This window comes from Gordonia effusa NBRC 100432, from assembly GCF_000241305.1.
Lineage (GTDB): Bacteria > Actinomycetota > Actinomycetes > Mycobacteriales > Mycobacteriaceae > Gordonia > Gordonia effusa.
This window is the reverse complement of sequence record NZ_BAEH01000012.1, coordinates 1-24,779: the sequence shown is the minus strand read 5'-3', so window position 1 is coordinate 24,779 and position 24,779 is coordinate 1. Positions and strand designations below refer to the sequence as shown.

Here is a 24,779-nt window from a genome sequence, read left to right as displayed (position 1 = left end):
TATGACTGACCGCGCGCGCAGCTCCTCGTCGGTCACCGACGCACGTACGCTGAGCGGCCTGCTGGAATCACTCGTTGACGTCGAGGATCGCGGTCTGTATTTCGACGACCAATTCGTTTCTTGGCGTGCACATTTGGCGTCGAGTGCGCAGCGGGTGCAGGCACTCTCGGGACTATTCGACAGTAGCCGGCCACCGCACGTCGGCGTATTGCTTGGCAACGTGCCGGAGTTCAGCTATCTGCTGGCAGCGGCCGCCATCTCCGACGTCGTACTCGTCGGCCTCAACACGACTAGACGGGGAGCTGCCCTGGCTCGCGATATCGGGATCGCTGATTGCCAGGTTGTGGTGGTATCCGATGACACCGCACCGCTCATAGACGGAATCGATTGCCCGGCGACGGTCATCAACGTTGACAGTCCGGAGTGGGATTCGCTTCTGGCGCCGTACGTCGACGCTCCGGTCGCCATCGTCGACCACAGCCCGGACGACTTACTGATGCTGATCTTCACGTCGGGCACCAGTGGCGATCCCAAGGCGGTGCGATGCGGTCAACGCAAATTCGCCGGGGCCGGTCTGATGTTGGCCGAGCGTTTCAACATTGGCGCCGATGACGTCGTCTATCTCTCGATGCCGCTGTTCCATTCCAACGCGACGATCGCGGGATGGTCGGTGGCCGTTGCCGGTGGCGCGTCAATAGCGTTGCGCCGCAGCTTTTCCGCCAGCGGCTTCATCGCGGATCTGCATCGTTATCGAGTCACCTACGCCAACTATGTCGGCAAACCGTTGCACTATATTCTCGCGGTACCGCCACGCCCCGACGACGGTGCGACATCGTTGCGGGTTGTCTACGGCAACGAGGCATCAGCGGTCGATCGGGCGGCATTCGCCGAACGGTTCGGTTGCACGGTCGTCGACGGCTTTGGTTCCACCGAGGGTGGCGTGTCGATCACGCGGACCGCCGATACCCCACCCGACGCACTGGGTCCGCTGCCGGCCAATGTCGCTGTGGTGGAACCCGATTCGGCCTCACCCGTTGCAGTCGGAACCATTGGTGAGATTGTAAATACCACGGGCGCAGGGCTTTTCGACGGCTACTACGGCGACGTCGAAGCAACGGCCGAGCGACTACGCGACGGGGTCTATCGAACCGGCGACCTCGGTTGGGTCGATGTCGATGGTTATGTTCATTTCGCGGGTCGCGTCGGAGACTGGGCGCGTATCGACGGCGAGAACATCGGCACCGCGCCGGTCGAACATATCCTGGTGCGGCATCCCAAGATTGAGCTCGCGGCAGTCTACGGCGTACCAGCTGAGATCGGCGATGACCTGTGGGCGGTCCTGGTGGCGCCGAATCTGACTTCGGACGAGTTTGACGAATTCCTTTCCGGGCAAAGCGATCTGGGCCCTAAGCAATGGCCAACTCGAGTGCGGATCGTCGACGAGCTTCCGCAGACCGCGACGTTCAAGACGGTCAAGCGATTGCTGCGCCACGACCCGGCACCGCCAGACTGGGTTCGAGTTGCCGGTCAGTACGTGCCGACGTCTGTCGCCGCGGGCTGAACCTCGGTCGCCCATCGATCGTCCTCAAAAAGAAAATTTCGTCCCCCTCAGTGAGGTCCAAGGGCATATTGCCCTCCAACCACCGTGGCGGGGACGAATTTTTCCCGCGACAGCTGCGGCCGCGCGCAACCCGGGCTACGCCCTATGTTGAGACCGAATGCTCCACTTCATATTCCGCCTCACGTTCGGCCGCGTGTTTCGCCAACACCACCGTCGCGTAGAACATCAACAGCAGCACCAGCCCGACGAAGATTCCTTCGATCACCCCGACTTGCGCGCGTTCACCCAGTAGCAGCACACCGAGGATCATCGCGACCGCGGGTTCCATCACGGTCATCGCCGGGAATGACGTCTGCAGATCGTGTGCCGCGAACGCCATCTGTTGGGCCACAACCGATCCGGTGGCAACCACGATAATCAGGTAGATCTCCGGGTGCGTGAAGATCGTGAAAAAACCCTCGCCCAGTTGTTCCATCAGTCCTTTGACCAGGAATGACTGCACGCCGGTCAGCACTCCCGACGCCGCACCGAATAGCAAGGCACGATAATGCAACGAGACGAACCTCGTGGTGATTACCAAAGCACCCAGCAGTACCACTAACAAAGCGATAACCGCCGCGAGCACACCCGCACTCGCCTGATGCTGACCCGGACTCGGCCGAGTGATGAGCACGAACGCCGCAATACACAGTGTGAGGGTCACTCCCCACTTCCACTCATGCACGGTGAGCCGTCGATGGTCCAGATGGGCTTCCATCGGCAGCGCGAAAAGAACCGACAACACGATCAGCGGCTGCACCAATAACAACGACCCCAGGCCCAACGCGGCAGCCTGTAACCCAAATCCGAACGCGGCAATCAGCACTCCGAGCCACCAGCGTCGGGTGATCCCGCCACGCGCGGTCGACGCCCGCTGGCGTACCAGCGTGCCGATCGCCACCAACAGTGCCGATACGACGGCTAACGCGGCGGGCAGAAACAGGTGCACTGTGTCAGGTTAGCCACCCGAAGCTGAGTGCCACCCAAGTTGCGACCGGTGAGACGAATGGCTACTTTCGTGTCAAAGGTGTCGACCCCCGATGCTCAGCTAACGGATCGAAACAAGGTGCGATGATGGCCTCCACACTGACCCTGCCCCAATTGCAGGCCGGCATACCAACCACCGAAGCCGCAGCGCTATTCGACTCACTGCCCGCGGTAACCATCGCCGACATCGTCGGACAAACCTGGCACGGCGGCGAAGTACCCACCGCGCATCCGATGGATGGACTGTTAACGATTTCCGGGTGGTACGGCAAACGCTTCGACGACGCCAACCAAGTGCATCCACTCCTCTTCGGCGAGCCCGGCGCGCTATTCCCGGTGAATCCCAAATTGGTGCCGATCGGACTGCTCAACAAAATTGGTCCCAAACTTCCCAAGCGTCCAATTCCCGGACTATCGACCGGAGTTAAGGCAGCCAAGACCCGCCGACACCGCGCACGCCTGCGCGTCGTCGAGTTCAAGGCCGGCGATGGGCCCGCAAAGTCTAGTGCCGCAATGGTTTACGACGATCTGCCGATCATTGACCACTTCCGCTGGCTCGATACTGACATTCTGCTCGGCGCGATGGACCTGCGCGGATCGGAGCATCCATACTTCTTCTATCTCGAACGTGACTGACCTGCCCTAGCATCGAGGGATGTCCACCTACCTGCGCTGCGCACGCGCCTTCGCCGACCTGGTAGCCGCCATCCCGCCCGACCGCTGGGATGGACCCGCGCTCGGGAACTGGTCGGTCCGTACGCTAGTCGGGCACACCGGCCGATCCTTCGACACGGTGATCACCTACGCGTCCGACGCCGAGCCCGACGTCGTCAATACACCGACGGCCCGGGACTATTACTTGACGCTGACTGCCGATGATGGCCCACTTGGTTCGGGCAGCGATTCGTCGGGCATTGACGCGCGAGCGGTCGCCGCGGGATCGGCACTAGGCGACGACCCAACGTCGGCGATCGTAGACAAGATCGCCGATGCAACAAGGGTTTTGGCTTCTCAGTCGGCGCAACGTCGAGTCGAGGTGATCTTCGGACTGACGATGCCGCTGGACGAGTATCTGCGCACTCGGGTCTTCGAGCTGGTGGTGCATTCCATCGACCTGAGTCGTGCGATTGGCGTCGCCCACGCCCTACCGCCGGACGCTGTGTCCGACATGGCTCAGCTGGCCGTCTCTATCGCGGCGTCGAGCGGCAAAGCCGAGTCGGTCCTTCTGGCGCTGACCGGACGTGCGACGCTCCCGATCGGATTCAGCGTCGTCTGAGCGCCAACTCGCCCCTTGCGTCTACGTCGTCGTAGGTTCTGTAACGGCCCAACGTCATCCAATCAACGGACACCGAATGGACACCGCCTGCCTTCGACGACTGGACTAAGTCTGGCGTCCACACGCCGCGCGAAACGATCTCGGAGGCACCATGGCAGGGCAGACAGCGAACCGCGTCAAAAACATACTTTGGGGCCTCTTCGTCGGCGCTATGGGTATCGGCATGATCATCGGCGGCATTGTGTCGCTCTCAGCAGAGGGCAAGCCCGAGTGCGGAAGCCAGACAATCACCGAAGGCTATGTCTGCAACACCAATGGCGTCTCACGTACCGCCGCTGAGCAGGCGGCCGAAAATGAAAGCAGTTCGCATACAGGTGGCTGGATCCTCCTCGGACTCGGCGTCCTGATGGCGGGCGGAAGTCTCATGTTCTTCTCGGAAGCACGGGGTGCCGCACGACAACCGAGGCAGAATCCCATGCCTCCCAATCCGTGGCCGACGACTCCGACGCAACCACCGACTTATCCACAACAACCTTCGGTTCCGCCGCAGTCGTACCAACAGCAGCAGCCTCCGGGTCCGCCGAAGATCGACTACCGGAAACGACGCTGACCCTCGCCAGCCGAGCCACCATCAGCTGGTCGAGTGCCCGGCGAGGCGCCAGCCGAGCCGGGTGTACATCCGCTGGTCGAGTGCCCGGCGAGGCGCCAGCCGAGACTTCCCATCCGCTGGTCGAGTGCCCGGCGAGGCGCCAGCCGAGACTTCCCATCCGCTGGTCGAGTGCCCGGCGAGGCGCCAGCCGAGCCGGGTGTATCGAGACCCCGCACGCAAACACACTGCCGCAGCACCGTTTCCGATGCCGTCTCACCAAGTCTCGATACACCGGCGAGCTCGCAAGCTCGCACGACGGCACTCGACCACCAGCAGGAACCGCCGATCAAGCCACCACCGGCATGAACCGGGTGAAGGTTTCGTCCCCCTCAACAGGACCGAAGGGCATATTGCCCTCGAATCACATTCAGGGGGAATATAATTCACACGGAGGACCGCTGCATCACAACGTCTCGTCGAGACGCGACACTGCCTCCCTGTACTCGCTCACCAAGTCGGCGATCAACTCTTCGACCGGAGTGATCGCGTTGAGACGGCCAACGATCTGTCCGGCCGGCATGGCAACGACCTCGGGATCGTCGGCCTGCGAAATCCGCGCATGTGCTTCTCCCACAAGGAGATTCTGCAACGGCATCGGCAGTGGCTCCGGCGCACCTGGCGCATCCCAGGCGTCCGTCCATTTGGTCTTGAGCAGCCGAGCGGGCTTACCTGAATAGATCCGACGTCGAACCGTATCGCGCGACGTCGCGGCCAGCAGCGCCTGTTGAATCGTCGACGGTCCATCACCGTGCGCACCGAGTTTGTACTCAGCGGCGGTCAGCCAATAGGTGCCCATCCACACTCCCTGCGCCCCAAGAGCAATGGCCGCCGCCATCTGCCGTCCACTCCCTACTCCGCCCGCGGCGAGCACCGGAGCCGAATCACCCACGGCATCAACAAGTTCGGGCCACAAGATCATCGACGTCACCTCACCGGTGTGCCCGCCACCTTCGTAGCCCTGGGCGATCACGATGTCGACGCCCGCCTCAACATGATGCAGCGCATGCTCTTTCGCCCCTGCCAGCGCGGCGACGGCCACTCCGTTCTGATGCGAAACATCGATGACGTCGGCGGGCGGTGAGCCGAGTGCGTTGGCGATCAGCTTGATCTGTCCGTACTTACGAGCGTGTTCCATCGCGACGTCGACATGCGAGCGAGCCACCGAGTGAAGCCATCCCAGCACACCGGTATTGACGCGGTCCTCCCCCTCCAGCCTAGGTACGCCCAGTTCATCTAGGGTCCGCTCGACGAAGGCCCGATGCTCCGGCGGGATCATCGTGTCCAAATCTACTTTGGACCCCTCCGTCGGAATCTTGGCTGGCATCACGATATCGACACCGAACGGCTTGCCGTCGGTGTTCTCGTGCATCCACTCGAGCACCTTGTCGAGTTCGTCGGCCTCGTTGAAGCGAACGCACCCCAGTACTCCGAGCCCACCCGCGCGGCTGATCGCCGCCGCGACATCCTCGCTAGGGGTGAACCCGAAGATCGGGTAGTCGATGCCGAAACGTTCAGTCAGGTCGGTACGCATGAAAATCCTTAATTCACAATTGATTTCGAAGGTATGAGATCAGCTGGCTTCGTCAGCTGGGCGTGATTCGGCGATAGTCGCACCCCATCGATAGTCCGGTTTTCCCGCGGGGGATCGCTTCACTTCATCGACGAACCACACGCTTCGTGGACATTTGTAGCCAGCAAGTTCCTGTCGCACAACGTCATTCAGCGCAGCCAAGGATGGTCGCGCACCGTCGCGGGCAGCGATCACCGCGGCTACCCGCTGACCGAACCGCTCATCGGGCACGCCGACGACAACCGTGTCGAAAACCTCCGGGTGCGCTTTGAGGGCCGCCTCGACCTCTTCCGGGAACACCTTTTCACCGCCGGTGTTGATCGATACTGACCCGCGGCCGAGCATGGTGATGGTGCCATCGGCTTCGAGGGTCGCGTAGTCACCCGGCATCGAATGCCGAACGCCGTCGTACTCGACAAAAGTCTTGGCGGACTTGGCCGGATCATTGTGATAGCGCAGCGGAATATTGCCAGTCCGGGCCAGCATGCCGACCTCGCCGGTCCCCGGTTCGATGTGGCTGCCGTCTTCGCGGATCACATGAGTCGACGGATCCGCCTTTACTCGCGGCGCGCCCATATGGCTCTGGCCCTTGGCTACGACACCCATGCCACCGAAACCTGTCTCCGACGATCCGATCGCATCGATCACCACAGCATTGGGAAACCGTGCGAGGAACTTCTCTTTAACCGCCGGGGAGAATAGCGCGGCCGACGACGCGACCGACACCAGCGTGGATGTGTCGTAGTCATCCTTCTCATCGAGGGCGTCAATCATGGGGCGCCCCATGCCATCTCCGGTGATGAATACGACGTTGACGCCGTGGCGCTCGATCACTTCCCAACTGTGCGGACCGCTGAAGTCGGGGTACACCACCGCTTTGCCGCCGGCGAATAGCGATTGGAAGATCGCCCACTGCGAACCGCCGTGGATGAACGGCGGAATCGGAAAGCGAACCAGTTGTCCGCCGGCCGCGCCACCCTTGGCCAGTTGCCACTCGTCAGCGACCGGTTCGCCTGTGTACCAGTCGATTCCACCGCCCAGGACCCGGAATACATCTTCCTGCCGCCAGACGACACCCTTCGGCTTACCCGTTGTACCCCCGGTGTAGATCATGTACAGGTCATCGTCCGAGCGCGCGCCAAAATCCCGCTCGCCCGACTGCCCCTCGATGGCCGCCTCAAACTCGACGACGCTGTCGGCCTTTCCAGCGCATTCGATCGGTACGTCTGACTCGTCATCGATGACGATCCGGTGCGTGAGTGAAGGCGCGGCCGGCAGTACGTTGCAGACCCGCTGCGAGTATCGCCGCTCGTGAATAAGCACCTTCATGCCCGAGTCGGCGAAGATATGTTCCAACTCGTTCTCGACGTACCGGAAATTGACGTTAACCATCACCGCCCGAGCCTTGAAGATCGCGACCATCGCTTCGACCGCTTCGATTGTGTTCTTGCTGTACAGCCCCACCGAGTCGCCCGGACGCACGCCCTGGCCGATGAGTGCGTGGGCAAGTGCATTACTGCGCTGGTCAAGTTGCGAGTACGTCCGGGTCCGATCCCCGGATTCGAGCGCGACACGGTCGGGCATCAGGTCGACCGCATGCTCGATCAGATCGGCAATCGTATAAGCCATGCTACAAAATTAGAACGTGTTACTGTTTTCGGCAAGCGTTTGCATAAACCTGGAGGGCCAGCATGTCCACACCAACTCATACCGACACTCAGACATCGGAGCACGCTCCCGAATGTCTCGTCGAGAAGCGTGGCCACACGCTTATCGTGACCATGAACCGGCCCCAGGCACGTAACGCGTTGTCGAGCGAAATGATGAACATCATGGAGCAGGCGTGGGATCAGGTCGACGCCGATCCGGAGATCCGCGTCGCGATTCTCACCGGTGCCGGCGGATACTTCTGCGCCGGTGCAGATCTCAAGTCGATGAATCAGACCGCGCCGGGTGACAAATTCGCCGAGGGTGGCTGGGATCTCACCAGACTTCCCGCTCTACTTAAGGGACGCCGTTTGACCAAGCCGCTGATCGCTGCCGTCGAGGGTCCGGCCATCGCCGGCGGTACCGAGATTTTGCAGGGCACCGACATCCGAGTCGCCGCGCAATCCGCGAAATTCGGTGTGTCCGAAGCACGTTGGGGTCTCTTCCCACTCGGCGGCAGCGCCGTCCGGCTGGTCCGCCAGATTCCCTATACCGTCGCCGCCGACATCTTGCTGACCGGCCGTCATATCTCGGCCGACGAGGCGAAGGAGTATGGATTGGTCGGGTACGTGGTGCCCGACGGGACGGCGCTGGACAAGGCACTCGAATTGGCTGACAAGATCGCGGCCAACGGGCCACTCGCGGTGCAGGCGATCCTCAAGACGATCCGCGACACCGAGGGAATGCACGAAGAGGAGGCGTTCAAGATCGACGCCGAACTGGGCGTGAAGGTATTTCAGTCCAAAGACGCCAAGATCGGCCCAAAAGCCTTCGCGCAGAAGCAGACTCCCGTCTTCACCGGCGAATAGAGCACCGCCCGAGCATTGCTCGCTCCGCTAATTCGCTTGGCGTCGCTGTTGACACTCGCTACCGTCGCTGGCATGTATATCGCGCGTCCCGATCGTAGTTCTGACGAGCACGCCCGCGAACTCGTAGCCGCTGCGGGCGTGGCCACTCTATTCTCGGCGACCGACGGTCTGGCGGCGACCACACTGCCAATCCTCTGGCACGACAACACAATCATCGCCCATATGGCGCGGGCGAACGCCCAGTGGCGTGGCCTCGACGGTGCCGACGTACTCGTTGTCGCGACCGCACCTGACGCCTACATCTCGCCGAACTGGTACCCATCCAAAGCCGAGCATGGCCGCGTAGTGCCGACCTGGAACTACAGTTCGGTCCACCTGCATGGAACCGCCCAGATTGTCACCGATGCCGATCGCATTCGCGACTTCGTCGAACGGCTGACCAACACTCACGAGGCCCCGTTTCCGCAACCCTGGCAGGTGTCAGATGCACCGGATTCCTTTGTGGCTCAACAGCTCAAGGTTATCGTCGGAATCGTGATCAACGTCGATGAGGTGCAGACCAAGGCTAAGTGGAGTCGCGGACGCAGCGCGGCGGATCAAGCCGGAGTACTGGCCGCTCTCGACGAACGCGACGCGGCGGCAGCGACGGAAATGCGCGCCACCCTCGACCGTCCCTGAAAGCCGCTCCAGCCGGAGGGTCCGGGGGAAGATTGCCCCCCGGCGGCCCCGCTACGTGCGGTTTTCGGCAGCCGATGCCAACGCACCCAACTGCCGGATCGTCCCGACGTCGCGCGCGGTGACCATCAGCATCGTCACTCCCGCCGCTTCCCATTGCGCCACTTGATCTTTCACTTCGTCGAGAGTCCCGGCGATCATCGTCTCGCGGACCATCTCGTCGGGCACCGCGGCCAGCGCTTCGGCTTTGCGGCCAGCTTGAAACAGTCTGCCGATCTCATCGACCGCATCGCCATATCCCATGCGGCGGTATAGATCCGCGTGGAAGTTCTTCTCTTTGGCGCCCATCCCGCCGACGTAGAGCGCGGTCGAGGGGCGGTAGCGGTCAATCGCGGCCCCGACGTCGTCGGTGATGACGACCTGAGCGTTCGCGGCCACCTCGAAGTCGGCACGGGAACGTCGGGCACCGGGCCGTGCGAACCCCTCGTCGAGCCAGGTGTTGTACTGCTCGGCCAAACCAAGACTGAAGAACACGGCAAGCCAGCCGTCGGCGATCTCCGCGGTCTGCGCGACGTTTCGTGGCCCCTCCGCACCAAGCCAGATCGGAATATCGGCCCGCAGCGGATGGGTAATCGATTTAAGTGGCTTGCCGAGTCCGGTGGAGCCGGGTAACTCGGCCGGATACGGCAGCGGGTAGTGCTCACCATCGTTGGTGACCCGCTCCGAGCGGGCCAGAACATCCCGCACCACCTGCACATATTCGCGGGTCCGCGCCAGCGGCTTACCGAATGGCTGGCCGTACCACCCCTCGACGACCTGCGGCCCGGACACACCGAGTCCAATGATGTGCCGCCCACCCGAGAGATGGTCGAGGGTCAGAGCCGCCATCGCGAGCGATGTCGGAGGCCGCGCCGAGAGCTGCGCGACGGCCGTGCCGAGTCGGACTCGCTGCGTTGCGGCGCCCCACCACGACAGCGGCGTGTACGCGTCCGAACCCCACGACTCCGCGGTGAACACCGCATCGAATCCCGAATCTTCCGCTGCGGCAACCAATTCCGGAGCATTGGGGATAGGACCCGCGCCCCAATAGCCGAGTTGAAGTGCGAACCGCATGAGGTATCCGTTTCGTCGCGCCTACTTGCTTCTTGCACGTAATACTAGAACGTGTTCTAGTAGGAAGAGTGACCACCACCACTGTTCCCAGCGGTGCCACCAGTCCGGTGGCACACGTACCCGAGCCATCGACGGAGATTCTCAGCGCGCCGCTGACCAACTCCTTCGACTACACGCGCTCCCTTGGCCCCGTCCTCAGCCAATTCGCCCTAGGTCTGCGCGACGGCCGCATCGTCGGATCGAAGAATTCCGACGGCACCGTCTCGGTACCGCCGGTCGAATTCGACCCGACGACCGGCGCCCAGACCAGCGAGCTGGTCGACGTCGCCACCGTCGGCACCGTGACCACCTGGTCATGGCAGACCACTCCCGCACCAGCACAGCCACTCAACAAACCGTTTGCCTGGGCACTGATCAAACTCGACGGCGCGGACACCGCGATGTTGCACGTCGTCGATGTCGACTCCCCCGACGACATCCACACCGGTCTACGGGTGCACGCTGTCTTCGCCGGGGCCCGGACCGGTCGCATCGACGACATCGCTTGCTTCGTCCCGGGCGAGACTGGCGAGCCAGCCGCGCCAAATACGGTCGATGCCCCCGACGGCGAACAAGTCGTGATCGTCACGCCAATCACAACCTCCAACACGCACTCGGCCAGCCCCGCCGAATCGGAATTCCTTCGGGGCATCAAGGTCGGCAAGCTGATCGGCAATCGGATGGCATCCGGAGTCGACGAGGGCCGCGTGTACTTCCCGCCGCGTGACGTGAGCCCGGCCGATGGCGCGCCACCCGCGGAGATGGTCGAACTGCCGCATACCGGCATCGTGACCACTTTCTGCATCGTCAACGTTCCGTTCCAGGGGCAGAAGATCAAACCGCCATACGTGGCGGCGTATGTGTTGCTCGACGGGACCGATATCCCGTTCCTGCACCTGATACTCGACTGCGCTGCCGAAGACGTTCGGATGGGAATGCGAGTCGAAGCGGTGTGGCTGCCCGAAGCCGAGTGGGAATACTCGCTGGGCAATGTGAGCCATTTCCGCCCGACCGGCGAAGCAGACGCCGACTACGAGACGTACAAGGAATACGTGTGATGACCCTTCCACGCATCGCGATCGTGGGCTTCGCGCATAGCCCCAACGTCACCGCAACGCATGGCACCACCAACGGTGTCGAAATGCTCATTCCCTGCTTCGACAAGCTTTACGCCGAGCTCGGCATCAGCCGGACCGATATCGGCTTCTGGTGCAGTGGGTCGTCGGATTATCTTGCCGGGCGGGCCTTTTCCTTCATTTCAGCGATCGACTCGATCGGCGCTATGCCGCCGATCAACGAATCACATGTGGAGATGGATGGCGCTTGGGCGCTCTATGAGGCATTCGTCAAGATCGCTACCGGTGAGGTGGACCTGGCGCTTGCCTACGGTTTCGGCAAATCCAGTGCGGGAGACGCCGATCTGACCCTCGCTCTGCAGACCGACCCGTACAACGTTGCGCCACTATGGCCGGGTGCCAGCGCGCTCGGCGCGCTACAGGCTCGTGCCGGCATCGACGCCGGCGTGTGGACCGAGGCCGACATGGCGGCGGTCGGCGCACGGACCTTCGGCGGAGACCCCGGCGAACTCCTTGCCACCGAGTACGTCGCAAACCCGTTGCGCCGCCACGACATTGCGCCCTATACCGACGCCGGCGCCGCCGTAATCATCGCCAGCGAGGGCCGCGCCCGCGAACTGGTCGCCAACCCCGCATTCGTCACCGGATGGGATCACCGGATCGATAGTCCCAACTTCGGAGCCCGCGATCTGACCGTGTCGCCGTCGACGAAACTGGCCGGCGACACCGCCTTCGGCGATCGCAGTCGGGCGGTCGACGTCGCGGAGATACATGCGTCGTTCTCACATCAGGAACTCATCGTGCGCAATGCGCTGGCATTGCCAGAGTCGGTGCGTATCAACCCATCTGGCGGCTCGCTGGCCGGGAACTCGCTGTTCTCAGCCGGGCTGCAGCGCATCGGATACGCGGCGCACGAAATCCTCACCGGCAATGCCGGTACCGCGGTGGCGCACGCATCGGGCGGACCGCTGTTGCAGCAGAACATGATTGTCACGATGGCGGGAGACGAAGCCTGATGGGATACAAGAATCGCGCTGCCGTCCTCGGCACCGGGCAGACGAAATACGTCGCCAAACGGCATGATGTGACCATGGCCGGCATGGTCCGCGAGGCCATCGACGCCGCACTGATCGACGCTAAGGTGTCGATGGACGAGATTGACGCCGTAGTGATCGGTAAAGCCCCAGATCTATTCGAGGGCACCATGATCCCCGAGTTCGCCATGGCGGAGGCGGTCGGCGCGGTCGGTAAGCGGCTGATCCGAGTGCATACCGCCGGCTCGGTTGGCGGGTCTACCGCCAACGTCGGGGCATCGTTGGTCTTCGGCGGCATCCACAAACGAGTTCTCGCCGTCGCCTGGGAGAAACAGTCCGAGTCAAATGCCATGTGGGCGTTGTCACTTCCCGTTCCGTTCACCAAGCCGGTCGGTGCTGGCGCGGGCGGATTCTTCGCACCGCATGTCCGCTCGTATATCCGACGTTCGGGTGCACCCGAGCATATCGGTGCGATGGTCGCGGCGAAGGACCGGCGCAACGGTGCGCTGAATCCGTTGGCACATCTGCACCAGCCCGACCAGAGCGTCGAGAAGATCATGGCATCGCAAATGCTTTGGGACCCAATACGTTACGACGAGACCTGCCCGTCGTCGGACGGTGCGTGCGCGGTAGTCATCGGCGACGAACAGGTCGCCGACGCGGCGGTCGCGGCCGGCGATCCAGTCGCTTGGATCCATGCCACGGCAATGCGTACCGAGCCGCTCAACTTCGCTCACCGCAACATGGTGAGTCCGCAAGCCGGCCGCGACGCCGCGGCTGCGTTGTGGAAGGCCGGCGGGATTACCAACCCGGTCGAGGAAATCGACGTCGCCGAGATCTACGTACCATTCTCCTGGTTCGAGCCGATGTGGCTCGAAAACCTCGGTTTCGCACCGGAAAACGAGGGATGGAAACTTACCGAAGCCGGTGAAACCGAGATCGGCGGCCGTATTCCACTCAATGCTTCCGGCGGCGTCCTGTCGTCGAATCCCATTGGCGCATCAGGCATGATCCGCTTCGCCGAGGCCGCGATCCAAGTAATGGGCAAGGGCGGCGATCACCAGGTGCCCGACGCCCGCAAGGCACTCGGTCACGCGTATGGCGGTGGGTCGCAATACTATTCGATGTGGCTGGTTGGCGCGGACAAGCCAACGCTGTAACACTTCTGGATGCCCCCAGGACTCGAAGAAGCCCCCGTTGCGACGGGGGCTTCTTCGAGTTTCCGGGGATTGCGCTAGCTCGACTTCCGCGGCTCTGGCAACGCGCACGCCGCACCGTCGGACATACCGGTCGGTCGTACACCCAGTCCTTGGTTGTGGCGAGCCCGCTGGTTCTCCCATGCGATGGTCGCGGCGAGCTCGGCAACCTGGCTTTTGGTGAACTGCTGCAACAACTTTTCGCGAATAGGCTCGATGTCGATGGCCGGCGTGACCGTCATCGCCTCGGCGAAGGAGATCACGAGTATTTCCTGTTCGGTGTAAGCGTCACTGTCGGCATATACCGGTAGGTCGCGCAGTTGCTGTTCGGTGATACCCGAGGTACGCGCGAGCGCTGATCCGATGTCGAGACAGAATTCGCAGTTGATCAGGCCCGCGGTCTTGAGTTCGGCGAGTTCCTTGAGTCGAGGATCGAGGCGATTGCTGAACATGATCGCCACTTCGTAGAACATGGTGGACAACAGCAAGAGTGGGCGTCGGATCAGCCAGCCATAGAGATCGACGCGATTCCGCTTGGCTTGCGAGAAGACCTTGAGATAGGCCGTTAAACGATGCAGTGCCCGCATGAGTGCTCCTTCGTCGAAAACGGGTCGGGGCCTGCTGGTTACGCTACGCGCTTGAGCGGTGCGAATGGGGCGACGTTCCTCACGTCTTGGCCGAAACCTGCGTCGTTAGGGTGCCGAAGGGGATTACTCCCCCGCACGAGGTCAGGGCGCAGAGTTCAGTCGACTCAACTCTGCGGCGTGAGCCTGACTGAGGGAAGCCCCCCGCACGACATCAGCCCGCAGATACCAGCAACGTCACAACGTATCCAACTGCGCTTGCAGCCGCTCGACCGTTGTCCGCGCCGAGGCCTTCTCCCGATCTGCCTGTGTCCGTTGCTTTTTCGCGGCATCCTCGGACCGCTTCGCTAGCTGCAGTTCCGATTCGGCCTCCGACAATTGACTGCGCAATTCATCGATATGCTCTTCACACTCGACTCGACGTTGCGTCACTTCGTCGAGCGCTTCTTCCGCCTGCTCGACGTCGCTCTCCGCATCGTCGAGTGTTGTTTGCGCGTCCGCCAACGCTTTTCGGAGCGAAGCACGCAACTCGTCGACGTCGGGTTTGGCCTTCTTCTTCGATGCCCCGCCCTCGATGACGCGCAGCCCGGCCCGTCCGAAGACTTCTTCCCCGCCACTGCCGAACCCAGCATGGTGGACCGCGGTGATGACGCGGCCGCGTCGCAACTGCTCGCCGAAATCCGGGTCAGCCATCGCCGCGCCAAGGGTCTGCCCGACTTCGCGAGAAGCGTTCTCGCTCAAGACTTGTCCTCGGCCGGCTGCCAGCGAGACCGTCCGCTTGATCAAACCTCGAATCACCTGTTGCCGTTGCTTATCCAACGCGCGCAACTGATCCGCCGACAACGCGTGCTGCGCTTCGCGTAGTGCGTCACCGACTTCGAGCAGTCCCGCCACGTCGTCAACCGACTCGCGCGCCAGAACATTCACGGCCCAGCCGACCAGAGTCGGCTTGCGCAGCAGCCCGATCTCACGAGCTAGCTCGCGATCACCGTCGGCCTTAGCCTGTGCGACACGTTCCTTGCGGACCGTGACAAAGTCCGCTGGGTCTAAGCCATAGAGTTCGTCGGCAACCTCGTCGATGTCCATATGTTCATGAAACCACCGACGACGGCGAATGAGCGTCCGGACCGGTCAGGCTTTGCGCACCGAGTTGATCGTCTTCTCCACTTCCCAGAACGCGCGCAGCGCGGACAATTTGCCGTCCGCGTCGGCTCGGTAGGTGAATACGCCATGCGCCTCGGAGATATGCCCGGCAATATGCGTCACGATCTTGCCGACGTAGGCAACCTCGTTGCCACAGATAATCTCGTCGTCGAAAATGAACTCGATACTCTCCGTGGTCGCGATCGACTTATCCCAGAATGCCGAGATTTCGTCCCGACCGTGATGGCCGTTCCCCTCTGGGTCGAACATCGACGGCCCCACCGGGTCTTCGACGCTGCCGTTAACGGCGAAGTTGTCCAGCCACGCCTGCTTATCGCGAGCGGCAACGGTCTCACGTGAGCGACGTCCGGCCAGTACCGCCGGATGGTTCTCGCGGTCGATATTGAGATAGGCCGGCGTCTGATCGGTTAGCTCACTTGACGCCATAGTCGACCTGCAATTCTTTGACGCCGTTGATCCAGCCGTGACGCAGCCGACGCGGCGCCTCGATCTTGGAAATGTCGGGCACCAGATCGGCCAGGGCGTTGAACATCAGGTTGATCTCCATACGGGCCAGGTTGGCGCCGACGCAGAAGTGCGCACCATTGCCGCCAAAACCAACATGCGGGTTGGGATCACGCAGGATGTTGAAGCTGTACGGGTCGTCGAAGACTTCGTCGTCGTAATTGGCCGAGCCGTAGAACATTCCGACTCGCTGGCCCTCCTTGATTGCGACGCCGCCAACTTCGGTGTCCCGCTTGGCAGTTCGTTGGAAGCAGTTCACCGGCGTCGCGAAACGGACGATCTCGTCGACCGCGGTAGCTGGCCGCTCCTTCTTGAACAACTCCCACTGGTCGGGGTTATCCAGGAACGCATTCATGCCGAGACTGATCGCGTTACGCGTGGTCTCATTTCCGGCCACGGTCAGCAGAATGAAAAAGTAGCCGAACTCGATCTCGTCGAGACTCTGTCCGTCGATGTCGGCGTTCACCAACGCGGTGACAATATCTTCAGCCGGGTTCTTGCGACGTTGTTCGGCCATGTTGTAGCCGTAGCCCAGAATCTCCGCCGACGCCATTTGCGGGTCCTCGGTGAACTCCGGATCATCGGCGTTCATCATCGAATTCGACCAGTCGAACAACTTGGTGCGATCGGATTCGGGCACGCCGAGCAAATCGGCGATGGCGAGCAACGGTAGATCGACCGAGACCTGATGGACAAAGTCGCCCTTACCGGTCGCCGCGGCGTCGCTGACGATCTTGCGGGCGGCGTCGTCGAGCTTCTCTTCGAGACCATGCACGGCCCGGGGCGTGAACGCCTTCGACACGAGCTTGCGCAGACGGGTGTGCTCCGGCGGATCGTGGTTGATGAGCAGCGCCTTGGTGATATCGATCTGTTCCGAGGTCATGTCATCCTCGAAACGCATGATGACGCCGTTGGTGTTGGTCGCCCAGTCGTCGTTGTTCTTGGAGATCTCTTTGATATGTGCGTGTTTGGAGATCACCCAGTAGCCGCCATCGTGGAAACCACCACCCTTACCGGGGGCCTGTGCGTTCCACCAGACCGGCGCGGTCTTGCGGAGCTCAGCGAACTCCTTCACCGGAATGCCCTCCACGAGCAGGTCGGGGCTGGTGAAATCCCAGCCCTCCTGCTGCATGAACGAACCATCGACCGGGGCGTCTTGAGCCTGGGTCACGTGATCACCTCGTTCTCGAATCCGACGTTCTCGCGCCCAAGGAGCGCGCGAGAACTTGTTCTAACTTTGTTGTACATCAGAGTGCCACACGGGATGGACATGAACAATAACCTGTTCTAGTTTTGATGGGAGAGTGCTTCGATCCGGAAGTACTAGACGTGGAAAGAAGAACTCATGGGTGTGCCGGTAATCGTCGAAGCAGCGCGAACCCCAATCGGGAAACGTGCCGGATGGCTGTCGGGGTTGCACGCGGCGGAAATACTCGGCGCCGCACAGCAAGGAGTCATCGAGCGCGCCGGGATCGACCCCGAGTTGGTCGAGCAGGTCATCGGCGGCTGCGTGATGCAGGTAGGAGCTCAAAGCAACAACATCACCCGGACCGCGTGGCTGCACGCGGGACTCCCCTGGCAGACCGGCGCCACCACGATCGACTGCCAGTGCGGTTCGGCCCAACAGGCGAATCATCTGATCGCCGGACTTATCGCCACCGACACCATCGATGTTGGCATCGCCTGTGGAATCGAATCCATGACTCAGGTGCCACTGGGCGCCAACGTCGTTGAGGGAGCTGGTGCACGTCGTCCGGAATCCTGGGATATCGACATGCCCAATCAGTTCGAGGCAGCTGAGCGAATTGCCAAGCGGCGCGGGATAACTCGCGCCGACGTCGACGCACTGGGCGAACGTAGCCAGCGGCTGGCAAAGCAGGCGTGGGACGAAGGCCGATACGACCGCGAAGTCCTCACCGTCAAAGCCCCGGAGCGCCTCAAAGACGGCACCCTGACCGGCGAAATCCTCGAGGTCACCAAAGACCAGGGGCTGCGCGAGACGACACTGGAATCCCTTGCGGCACTTAAGCCGGTCCTCGACGGCGGCATCCATACCGCCGGTACCTCATCGCAAATCTCCGACGGCGCCGCAGCCGTCCTGATCATGGATGAGGCGAAGGCGAAGGCACTCGGCCTCACACCGCGGGCACGTATCAAGGCACAGGCCCTCGTCGGCGCCGAGCCGCACTATCATCTCGACGGTCCGGTGCAAGCAACCGAGCGGGTGCTCTCGCGAGCAGGTATGAGTATCAACGACATTGACCGGTTCGAGGTCAACGAGGCGTTCGCGTCGGTCCTGCTCAGTTGGGCGAGTGTGCACAACCCGGACATGGACAAGGTCAACGTCAACGGCGGCGCAATCGCCCTCGGACATCCGGTGGGCAGCACCGGATCTCGTTTGATCACCACCGCTTTGCACGAGTTAGAACGCAGCGACTCGTCGACCGCGCTCATCACCATGTGCGCGGGCGGAGCATTGTCGACGGGCACCATCCTCGAACGCATCTAGGCAATGGATCCCAACTCACGGCCCGATCAGCTCGACTCCCCAGCGGTCGCAACCCTCATCCGCTGGGGATCACGGCTGAACACCAAGGTGTACAAGGCTTCTCGCGGTCGCATCGGCGGCAAGTGGCGAGTGGGCGCAGCGCTGCGGAAGCCGGCGCCGGTTTGCCTGCTCACCACCCGCGGCCGCAAGAGCGGCAAAGAGCGGACCGTACCCCTCCTGTTCCTGCGGGACGGCAGCCGCTTCGTCGTGGTCGCATCACAGGGTGGCCTCGCGGCCAATCCCGCGTGGTACCTGAATCTTTCCGCCGATCCGCAGGTGCATATCCAAGTCGGCACCCAACATCACGACCTCGTCGCACGCACCGCATCCGACGCCGAGCGAGATGAGTTGTGGCCCAAGCTAACCGAGGTCTACTCCGACTTCGATACCTATGCGGCCTGGACTGAGCGGACCATCCCCGTGGTGATCTGCGAGTAGCCTCGCTACGTCCCTATCTCCCGGATCGCCGCCCCGACCCAGCGGTCCAGGAATCGCCGCAAGTCCTCGGCCGGCCGCTCCCGGGCACGGTCCACGATGAGCGACTGCAATGCGCGCAACAGAATTTCGATGACATCGTCGACGTCTTGATCGGCGAAACCCCTTGCGGCCCAATCGACATCCATCTGCATGACAACTGACCGCGCGAATCCGTACGCGACGTCGGAGGTCAACTCGCCGAGTCGACTCATGTTGAGATGATCGACGTCGAGGACCAGGCCGACGTACGATTCCGCGGTCAGTTCATCGAGGACCACCAATAATCCGTCCACCACCGCGACGTCGGGTTCGGTGATGCCAGCCAGTTTGACACTCACCCGGCCAAGCAAGTCGCCAACGGCATCCATCGCGGTTGCCTGCAGCAGCTCTTCGGTGCCCTTGAAGTAGCGGTACACCGTTGGCCGAGTCACCTGCAATTCGCGCGCGACGTCGGCGAGGCTGGTCGACTTTCCGTTTCGATCAATGCATGCGCGGGTGGCGGCCAGAATACGAGCCACTGCCTCATCGTCGTTAATAGGGACATCCCCACCCCAGCCGTGCGTTCGCATGGCTGGTGATCCTACCGTCCACCCGAGCGTGCGGTGCTCAGTGTCGGCCAGACGTCATAGACCGCCTCACCAGGGCGGCTCCGGTGGCGCAAAATTCGTCCCCCTCAAGTTGGTCCGAGGGCAATATGCCCTTCGATGCCACTCAGGGGGACGATATTTCCTGCCCGCGGCAGAACTTGGATGGGCTGCGGCTAGCGAAACTCGTCACCCGCAACGCCAGACAATACATATGAAAGTAATATGTATAGTGTAGTGATGCAGCCCACATCTGAAGTAGACCGCACAGCCGTCAACAGCACTAACCGGTTTGGCGCGGGATTCGATTTCACCGACCCCGATGTCGTCGTCCGAGGCATACCGCACGCGCAGTTCGCGGAATTACGTTCGACGATGCCCGTCTGGTGGAATGCACAGCCGACCGAGGGAAATATCTTCTCCGACGACGGCTATTGGACGATCACCAAACATGCCCACATCCGCGAGATATCGAAGAACAACCAGGCTTGGTCGACGTATCAGAAAGGCGCTGTGATGCGCCTCCCCGACGGCATCACCGCCGAACAACTCGACCTCACTCGCGCGCTATTGATCAACCACGATCCGCCGGATCACACTCGTCTGCGCAAGATCATCTCGCGACTGTTCACACCGCGCGCCATCAGCTCGTTGACCGACGGATTACGGGCATCGGCACAGCGCATCGCCGAGGCAGCGGCCGCCAACACCGACGGCGACTTTGTCGCGGACGTCGCGATTCACCTTCCGCTGCAAGCGATCCTCGATCTCGTCGGATTCCCGACCGAGGACCACGCCCACATCTTCGAACTCGCCAACGCGATGATCAACACCCATGACCAAACGCCCGACCTCACGCCGGAGATGGCCAACGCCGAACTCCTCGGCTACGCCTATGGCCTCGCCGAGGAACGTCGCAAGTCTCCCGCCGATGACATCCTCACCACACTGGTCCAGGCCGACGTCGACGGCGAAGCACTCAACGAAGCTGAATTCGGCTTCTTCATAGTGCTTTTGGTGATCGCCGGCAACGAGACCACGCGGAACGCGATCACACACGGCATGAACGCCTTTTTGGAGAACCCCGAGCAGTGGGAGCTATATAAGGCGAGTCGCCCCGCAACCACCGTCGACGAGATCATCCGCTGGGCGACTCCGGTGCTCTGCTTCCAGCGCACTGCTCTGCACGACACCGAGGTTGGGGGCGTCCAGATCGCCGCCGGCGAGCGAGCCGGCCTGTTCTATAGCTCGGCGAACTTCGACGAGGAGGTCTTCGACGACCCGTTTACCTTCGACATTCTTCGAGATCCCAACCCGCACTTGAGCTTCGGTGGAAGCGGAGCACATTTCTGCATCGGCGCGAACCTAGCCCGGCTTGAGGTCGGGCTGATGTTCGACGCCATTGCCGACACACTCCCCGATATCTCAAAGGTCGCCGACCCACAGCGCCTTCGAGCCGGATGGCTCAACGGCGTCAAGGAATTCGACGTCCGGTACCGCTGACGTCAGGCGCGCAACGCGGGGCCGAGAACACGGAACCAACTGTCTCGCAGTTCGGCATAGAACAAGGCCCACGTATGTGCGCCGCCGGGGAACCGGGCGTGAAAGTGCGCGACGCCCGCTTGATCGAGAGCCGCCGACGTCTTGCGCGTGCACCAATCGGTGAATGCCTCCACCTGGGCCGGCCCGAGAAGTAGCGCTGCGGTATGCGGCCCGGCGTTGTCAACCACCCCGGGGGCGCCCGTCGCGGAACCGAGGTAGATCGCCTTGCCGCGCAGCCGCTCGGGGTTGGCCGCCACGTCGTGGTTTACCCAATCCGATGGCGTGAACATATTCAGTGGATTCGCGCCGCCGGATAGCACCGACGCAGCTAATCCGGCTGCGGCCACCGGGTTGGAGATGTTGGGACAGCCGCTGTACGACGCCGCCGCCCGGTACAACGAGCCGCCGTGCGCTGCGACGTCGAGTGCGGTACCGCCGGTCAGCGACAAGCCGGCAATAGCATTGCGTCCGTTGGCCTTTAGAACCTTGTTGATCGCCGTGGGCAGCTCGTGGATCAGGTAGGTCTGCCACTTGTTCACCCCGCGTACCGGATCCGGCGAACGCCAATCGGTCGACATCGAATATGCCCCTCCTAGGGGAGAGACGACATTGACATTCTTGTCGGCAAAGAAGCGTTGATACGAGGTGAAGTTCTGCCAGCTGTCACCTTCGATCCCGCCGCCTTTTCCATTCAGCAGAACTAACGTCGGTGATCCCGGCTTCGCGCGAATCACCTGATTAGTGATCATCTTGCCCATCGACGGTGAAAATACCTGCAGCAGAGTCACTTTAGAGCTCGTCGCCTCGTGCCCGACATGGGCGACCGGTACCGGCGACTCGGGCGTGCGGCCGAGTAGTACACCGGAGACCAGTAACCCAATGGCAATCGTCACCGCACCGGCGAACCTCACGCGGCTCACAGGCATCATTCTTCCCATGAGTCACAAGGATGCCGGACTTCACAGCAACCGCACAGGGGGCGGTCCGCGATCGTTACCTAATCGAATAACTTTCGACACGCAGGCATTCGAGACGGCAAACCCTACTGTTCACCCCACCGATCGCGCTGACGTCTCCCAGTACTGAGCGCGCAGCGCCTTCTTATCGGGCTTGCCAAGCGCGGTCAGGGGCAGTGACTCCGCAAAGATCACCTGCTTGGGCGATTGCACTCCACCTTTGCGTTCTTTGACCGCGGCTTGGATCTCCGCGGTGATGCGCTCCTTGGCACCGTCGGAAGCGTCAGCGTCGGGACGGAGCACGACCACGGCCGTGACCGCCTCACCCCACTTGTCATCGGGCACGCCGATCACACCCACCTGACCGACCGAATTATGTTCTGCCACAACATCTTCTACCTCGCGTGGGAAAACATTGAAGCCACCGGTGACGATCATGTCCTTGGTGCGGTCGACGATGAACCAGAAACCGTCCTCGTCCTCCCGCGCGACGTCGCCGGTGCGCAGCCAGCCGTCGCGGAACGTCTCCGCGGTCTGCTCGGGCAAGCCGCGATATCCGCCGGCCAGCAAGGGTCCGGCGACGCACACCTCACCGGGCTCACCCTGCGCGACCGGCTCATCATCGGGTCCGAGTAATGCCGTACGCAGGAATGCCGACGGACGGCCACAACTCGATAGACGCGCCGGATCGTGGTCCCTCTTGCCGAGGTAGGTAATGACCATCGGAGCTTCGGACTGACCGTAGTACTGCGCGAAAATCGGGCCGAATCGGTCGATCGCCTCGGCTAACCGGACCGGGTTGATCGGCGACGCGCCGTAATAGACGGTCTCCAGCGAGGACAGATCACGCGTTCGCGAGTCGGGATGATCAAGCAGCGCGTAGAGCATCGACGGCACCAACATCGTCGCGGTGATCTTCTCTTCTTCGATGGTCCGCAACACTTCAGCCGGGTCGAATTTGGCGAGAACCACCATCGAACCGCCCTTCATCAGCGTGGGCACGAAGAATGCCGCACCCGCGTGCGACAGCGGGGTACACATCAAGAATCGAGGTTGCTCGGGCCACTCCCATTCGGCGAGTTGGATCTGTGTCATCGTCGACATCGCCTGGGCAGTTCCGATGACGCCCTTGGGTTTTCCGGTTGTGCCGCCGGTGTAGGTGATGGACACGACGTGGTCGGGTGCGAGGCGGGCCGCTACCAACGGGCGGGGCGCGAATTTGTCGGCCTCGGCGATGACGTCGACTCCGACGTCGGCAAGTTCTGCCGGAACCGGTCCCAACGTCAGGATCTGCTTGAGCGAGTCGACTTTGTCCAGCAGGACCTTGGCGCGCTCGACGAACATCGGCACCGGGTCGATGACAAGAGTCTCAACGCCGGCGTCGGAGAGGACGTAAGCGTGATCGTCTGCTGAGCCGAGCGGATGCAGCGCCGTGCGGCGCCAGCCCTGCGTTTGGCCGGCCCCAATGACCAGCAGTACCTCGGGTCGATTCAATGCCAACAGACCGACCGCCGTGCCGCTCCCGGCTCCCAGCGTCTCGAAGGCTTGTACATAGCGACTGATCGCTTCAGCCATCTCGCGTCCGGTCAGCTCTACGTCGCCGATCGTCAGCACATTGCGTCGGGCGTGGCGTTTGAGAGCGGCGACCATGAGGTCGCCCAAATGCGTTCCTCCGCGCAGAGCATCGAAACCGGCATCATCGGACTGCACTAGTTCACTCATGCCCTCCACACTAGGACGTGTTCTAGTTTTGCGGAAGTAGTACGACGCAGCGACCCTAAGAATCTAATAGAACCTGTTCTATTTTTGAGTTCGGAGAGTACTCACCGGTAGCAAGCCAACCCGACGCTGCTCGATTACGATCGTCGTCATGACCGATCTGGATCAGACAACATCCCGCCGCGATATCGCCGATGCCCTGCACACCGCATTAGAACGACGTCACGAAGTTCTCGACGCCATCGTCGAGGCTGAGAATCGGGACGGCGCCATCGACGCCGTCGCCGCACTGCTTGGTAAATCGCGGCTCGGCGCCGAGGCCGTGTTGGGCATGTCGTTCTACCAGCTGACCAAAGATCAACGTCGACGCAACCAAGCAGAACTTGACGACCTCAACTCCGAACTGACCTTCACCCTCACCGAACGACCCGCGGCCAGCGGTGACACCCTGCAGTTGCGGCCGTTTGCCGCCGATGTCGACGCCGACCTCTTTGCCGCGCGCACCGATGATCAGGGAGTCGCCGGCGACGGCTCGGGATCACCTGCCGGAAACGTCGACGACGAACTCGCCAAGGCCGTCCAACGTGTGGACAACGAAGAAGCTATCTGGCTCGTAGCGCTGGAAGGCAGTGAGAAAGTCGGCTTTGTGTTCGGCGAGTTGACGTCGGGCGAAGTGGACGTTCGCATCTGGGTCCATCCCGATCACCGCAAGAAGGGTTATGGCACAGCCTCATTGCGCAAAGCCCGGTCGGAGATGGCGGCATATTTCCCCGGCGTACCGATGGTCGTGCGGGCGCCCAGTAGTTAGGTGCGGCGGGGCCGAGTTGGGCATTCGACTCACCGGGTTTCGATACACGCGCGTCTCGCTCCGCTCGGCGAGCGCACTCAACCATCGGAGGCTACCGCTGGTCGAGTGCCCGGCGAGGCGCCAGCCGCGTCTTCCCCCGCTGGTCGAGTGCCCGGCGAGGCG

At 62.2% G+C, this 24,779-nt stretch carries 24 protein-coding genes; 13 read left to right on the top strand and 11 right to left on the bottom strand.

Going from position 1 to position 24,779, the window contains the following annotated elements; translation table 11 throughout:
- Position 1 precedes the first annotated feature (1 nt).
- Positions 2-1,561, top strand: coding sequence for a long-chain-fatty-acid--CoA ligase (locus GOEFS_RS01330; protein WP_007316062.1), 1,560 nt, complete (start codon positions 2-4; stop codon positions 1,559-1,561).
- Positions 1,562-1,703: 142 nt separating this feature from the next.
- Here GOEFS_RS01330 and GOEFS_RS01325 read toward each other — a convergent pair whose 3' ends face one another.
- On the bottom strand, positions 1,704-2,549 hold the full coding sequence (locus tag GOEFS_RS01325; protein WP_007316061.1) for a DMT family transporter: 846 nt from the start codon (positions 2,547-2,549) through the stop codon (positions 1,704-1,706).
- A gap of 125 nt (positions 2,550-2,674) precedes the next feature.
- On the opposite strand from GOEFS_RS01325, the gene GOEFS_RS01320 reads away from it, so the two are divergent.
- The 3 genes from GOEFS_RS01320 to GOEFS_RS01310 all read left to right on the top strand — a co-directional run bounded on the left by GOEFS_RS01320 (position 2,675) and on the right by GOEFS_RS01310 (position 4,473).
- Positions 2,675-3,223, top strand: coding sequence for a DUF4334 domain-containing protein (locus GOEFS_RS01320; RefSeq protein ID WP_040524230.1), 549 nt, complete (start codon positions 2,675-2,677; stop codon positions 3,221-3,223).
- 19 nt (positions 3,224-3,242) lie between these two features.
- The gene (locus GOEFS_RS01315) at positions 3,243-3,863 is read left to right on the top strand and encodes a maleylpyruvate isomerase family mycothiol-dependent enzyme (protein ID WP_007316059.1); all 621 of its coding nucleotides are present in this window, start codon (positions 3,243-3,245) and stop codon (positions 3,861-3,863) included.
- A gap of 151 nt (positions 3,864-4,014) precedes the next feature.
- Positions 4,015-4,473, top strand: coding sequence for a hypothetical protein (locus tag GOEFS_RS01310; protein WP_007316058.1), 459 nt, complete (start codon positions 4,015-4,017; stop codon positions 4,471-4,473).
- Positions 4,474-4,915: 442 nt separating this feature from the next.
- Here GOEFS_RS01310 and GOEFS_RS01305 read toward each other — a convergent pair whose 3' ends face one another.
- Entirely contained in the window at positions 4,916-6,043 is a 1,128-nt protein-coding gene (locus GOEFS_RS01305) for an NAD(P)H-dependent flavin oxidoreductase (protein ID WP_007316057.1), read from the bottom strand.
- 39 nt (positions 6,044-6,082) lie between these two features.
- Positions 6,083-7,711 carry an acyl-CoA synthetase gene (locus GOEFS_RS01300; protein ID WP_007316056.1) on the bottom strand — a complete coding sequence of 543 codons (1,629 nt, stop codon included), beginning with the start codon at positions 7,709-7,711 and terminating at the stop codon, positions 6,083-6,085.
- Between the two features lie 62 nt (positions 7,712-7,773).
- Here GOEFS_RS01300 and GOEFS_RS01295 point away from each other — a divergent pair, with 62 nt between their 5' ends.
- Positions 7,774-8,598: a crotonase/enoyl-CoA hydratase family protein gene (locus tag GOEFS_RS01295; RefSeq protein ID WP_007316055.1), complete on the top strand. Its 825-nt coding sequence runs from the start codon at positions 7,774-7,776 to the stop codon at positions 8,596-8,598.
- Positions 8,599-8,670: 72 nt separating this feature from the next.
- The gene (locus tag GOEFS_RS01290; protein WP_040524224.1) at positions 8,671-9,276 is read left to right on the top strand and encodes an FMN-binding negative transcriptional regulator; all 606 of its coding nucleotides are present in this window, start codon (positions 8,671-8,673) and stop codon (positions 9,274-9,276) included.
- Positions 9,277-9,327: 51 nt separating this feature from the next.
- Here the strand turns inward: GOEFS_RS01290 and GOEFS_RS01285 are convergent, their stop codons facing one another.
- Positions 9,328-10,386, bottom strand: coding sequence for an LLM class F420-dependent oxidoreductase (locus GOEFS_RS01285; protein ID WP_007316053.1), 1,059 nt, complete (start codon positions 10,384-10,386; stop codon positions 9,328-9,330).
- A gap of 68 nt (positions 10,387-10,454) precedes the next feature.
- Here GOEFS_RS01285 and GOEFS_RS01280 point away from each other — a divergent pair, with 68 nt between their 5' ends.
- From GOEFS_RS01280 to GOEFS_RS01270, 3 genes are read left to right on the top strand one after another with little or no spacing between them, the layout of a single operon-like run.
- Positions 10,455-11,483: a Zn-ribbon domain-containing OB-fold protein gene (locus GOEFS_RS01280; protein WP_007316052.1), complete on the top strand. Its 1,029-nt coding sequence runs from the start codon at positions 10,455-10,457 to the stop codon at positions 11,481-11,483.
- Positions 11,483-12,517: a thiolase family protein gene (locus GOEFS_RS01275; RefSeq protein ID WP_007316051.1), complete on the top strand. Its 1,035-nt coding sequence runs from the start codon at positions 11,483-11,485 to the stop codon at positions 12,515-12,517. Before GOEFS_RS01280 ends, GOEFS_RS01275 begins: the two co-directional genes overlap by 1 nt.
- Entirely contained in the window at positions 12,517-13,695 is a 1,179-nt protein-coding gene (locus GOEFS_RS01270) for a thiolase family protein (RefSeq protein ID WP_007316050.1), read from the top strand. Before GOEFS_RS01275 ends, GOEFS_RS01270 begins: the two co-directional genes overlap by 1 nt.
- A 74-nt stretch (positions 13,696-13,769) precedes the next feature.
- Here the strand turns inward: GOEFS_RS01270 and GOEFS_RS01265 are convergent, their stop codons facing one another.
- The 4 genes from GOEFS_RS01265 to GOEFS_RS01250 all read right to left on the bottom strand — a co-directional run bounded on the left by GOEFS_RS01265 (position 13,770) and on the right by GOEFS_RS01250 (position 17,115).
- Entirely contained in the window at positions 13,770-14,318 is a 549-nt protein-coding gene (locus GOEFS_RS01265) for a carboxymuconolactone decarboxylase family protein (RefSeq protein ID WP_007316049.1), read from the bottom strand.
- 234 nt (positions 14,319-14,552) lie between these two features.
- Positions 14,553-15,401 (bottom strand): coiled-coil domain-containing protein, encoded by an 849-nt coding sequence (locus GOEFS_RS01260; RefSeq protein ID WP_007316048.1) that lies wholly within the window; start codon positions 15,399-15,401, stop codon positions 14,553-14,555.
- A 45-nt stretch (positions 15,402-15,446) separates the two neighbouring features.
- Positions 15,447-15,905 carry a nuclear transport factor 2 family protein gene (locus GOEFS_RS01255; RefSeq protein ID WP_007316047.1) on the bottom strand — a complete coding sequence of 153 codons (459 nt, stop codon included), beginning with the start codon at positions 15,903-15,905 and terminating at the stop codon, positions 15,447-15,449.
- The gene (locus tag GOEFS_RS01250; RefSeq protein ID WP_083837200.1) at positions 15,892-17,115 is read right to left on the bottom strand and encodes a cytochrome P450; all 1,224 of its coding nucleotides are present in this window, start codon (positions 17,113-17,115) and stop codon (positions 15,892-15,894) included. The genes GOEFS_RS01255 and GOEFS_RS01250 overlap by 14 nt, the downstream gene beginning before the upstream one ends.
- 213 nt (positions 17,116-17,328) lie before the next feature.
- Here GOEFS_RS01250 and GOEFS_RS01245 point away from each other — a divergent pair, with 213 nt between their 5' ends.
- Positions 17,329-18,492 (top strand): steroid 3-ketoacyl-CoA thiolase, encoded by a 1,164-nt coding sequence (locus GOEFS_RS01245; protein ID WP_007316045.1) that lies wholly within the window; start codon positions 17,329-17,331, stop codon positions 18,490-18,492.
- Between the two features lie 3 nt (positions 18,493-18,495).
- Positions 18,496-18,969: a nitroreductase family deazaflavin-dependent oxidoreductase gene (locus tag GOEFS_RS01240; protein WP_007316044.1), complete on the top strand. Its 474-nt coding sequence runs from the start codon at positions 18,496-18,498 to the stop codon at positions 18,967-18,969.
- Between the two features lie 5 nt (positions 18,970-18,974).
- Here the strand turns inward: GOEFS_RS01240 and GOEFS_RS01235 are convergent, their stop codons facing one another.
- Complete coding sequence (locus GOEFS_RS01235; RefSeq protein ID WP_007316043.1) at positions 18,975-19,577, bottom strand: TetR/AcrR family transcriptional regulator; 603 nt, start codon at positions 19,575-19,577, stop codon at positions 18,975-18,977.
- Positions 19,578-19,832: 255 nt separating this feature from the next.
- Between GOEFS_RS01235 and GOEFS_RS01230 the strand changes: the two genes are divergently transcribed.
- Positions 19,833-21,095 carry a cytochrome P450 gene (locus tag GOEFS_RS01230; RefSeq protein WP_040524229.1) on the top strand — a complete coding sequence of 421 codons (1,263 nt, stop codon included), beginning with the start codon at positions 19,833-19,835 and terminating at the stop codon, positions 21,093-21,095.
- A 2-nt stretch (positions 21,096-21,097) separates the two neighbouring features.
- On the opposite strand, the gene GOEFS_RS01225 is transcribed toward GOEFS_RS01230, so the two are convergent.
- Positions 21,098-22,060, bottom strand: a complete 963-nt coding sequence (locus tag GOEFS_RS01225; protein ID WP_040524228.1) for an alpha/beta hydrolase — start codon at positions 22,058-22,060, stop codon at positions 21,098-21,100.
- 123 nt (positions 22,061-22,183) lie between these two features.
- Positions 22,184-23,812, bottom strand: coding sequence for a fatty-acid--CoA ligase FadD8 (gene fadD8, locus GOEFS_RS01220; RefSeq protein ID WP_007316039.1), 1,629 nt, complete (start codon positions 23,810-23,812; stop codon positions 22,184-22,186).
- Between the two features lie 148 nt (positions 23,813-23,960).
- Between fadD8 and GOEFS_RS01215 the strand changes: the two genes are divergently transcribed.
- The gene (locus GOEFS_RS01215; RefSeq protein WP_007316038.1) at positions 23,961-24,617 is read left to right on the top strand and encodes a GNAT family N-acetyltransferase; all 657 of its coding nucleotides are present in this window, start codon (positions 23,961-23,963) and stop codon (positions 24,615-24,617) included.
- Positions 24,618-24,779: the final 162 nt, after the last annotated feature.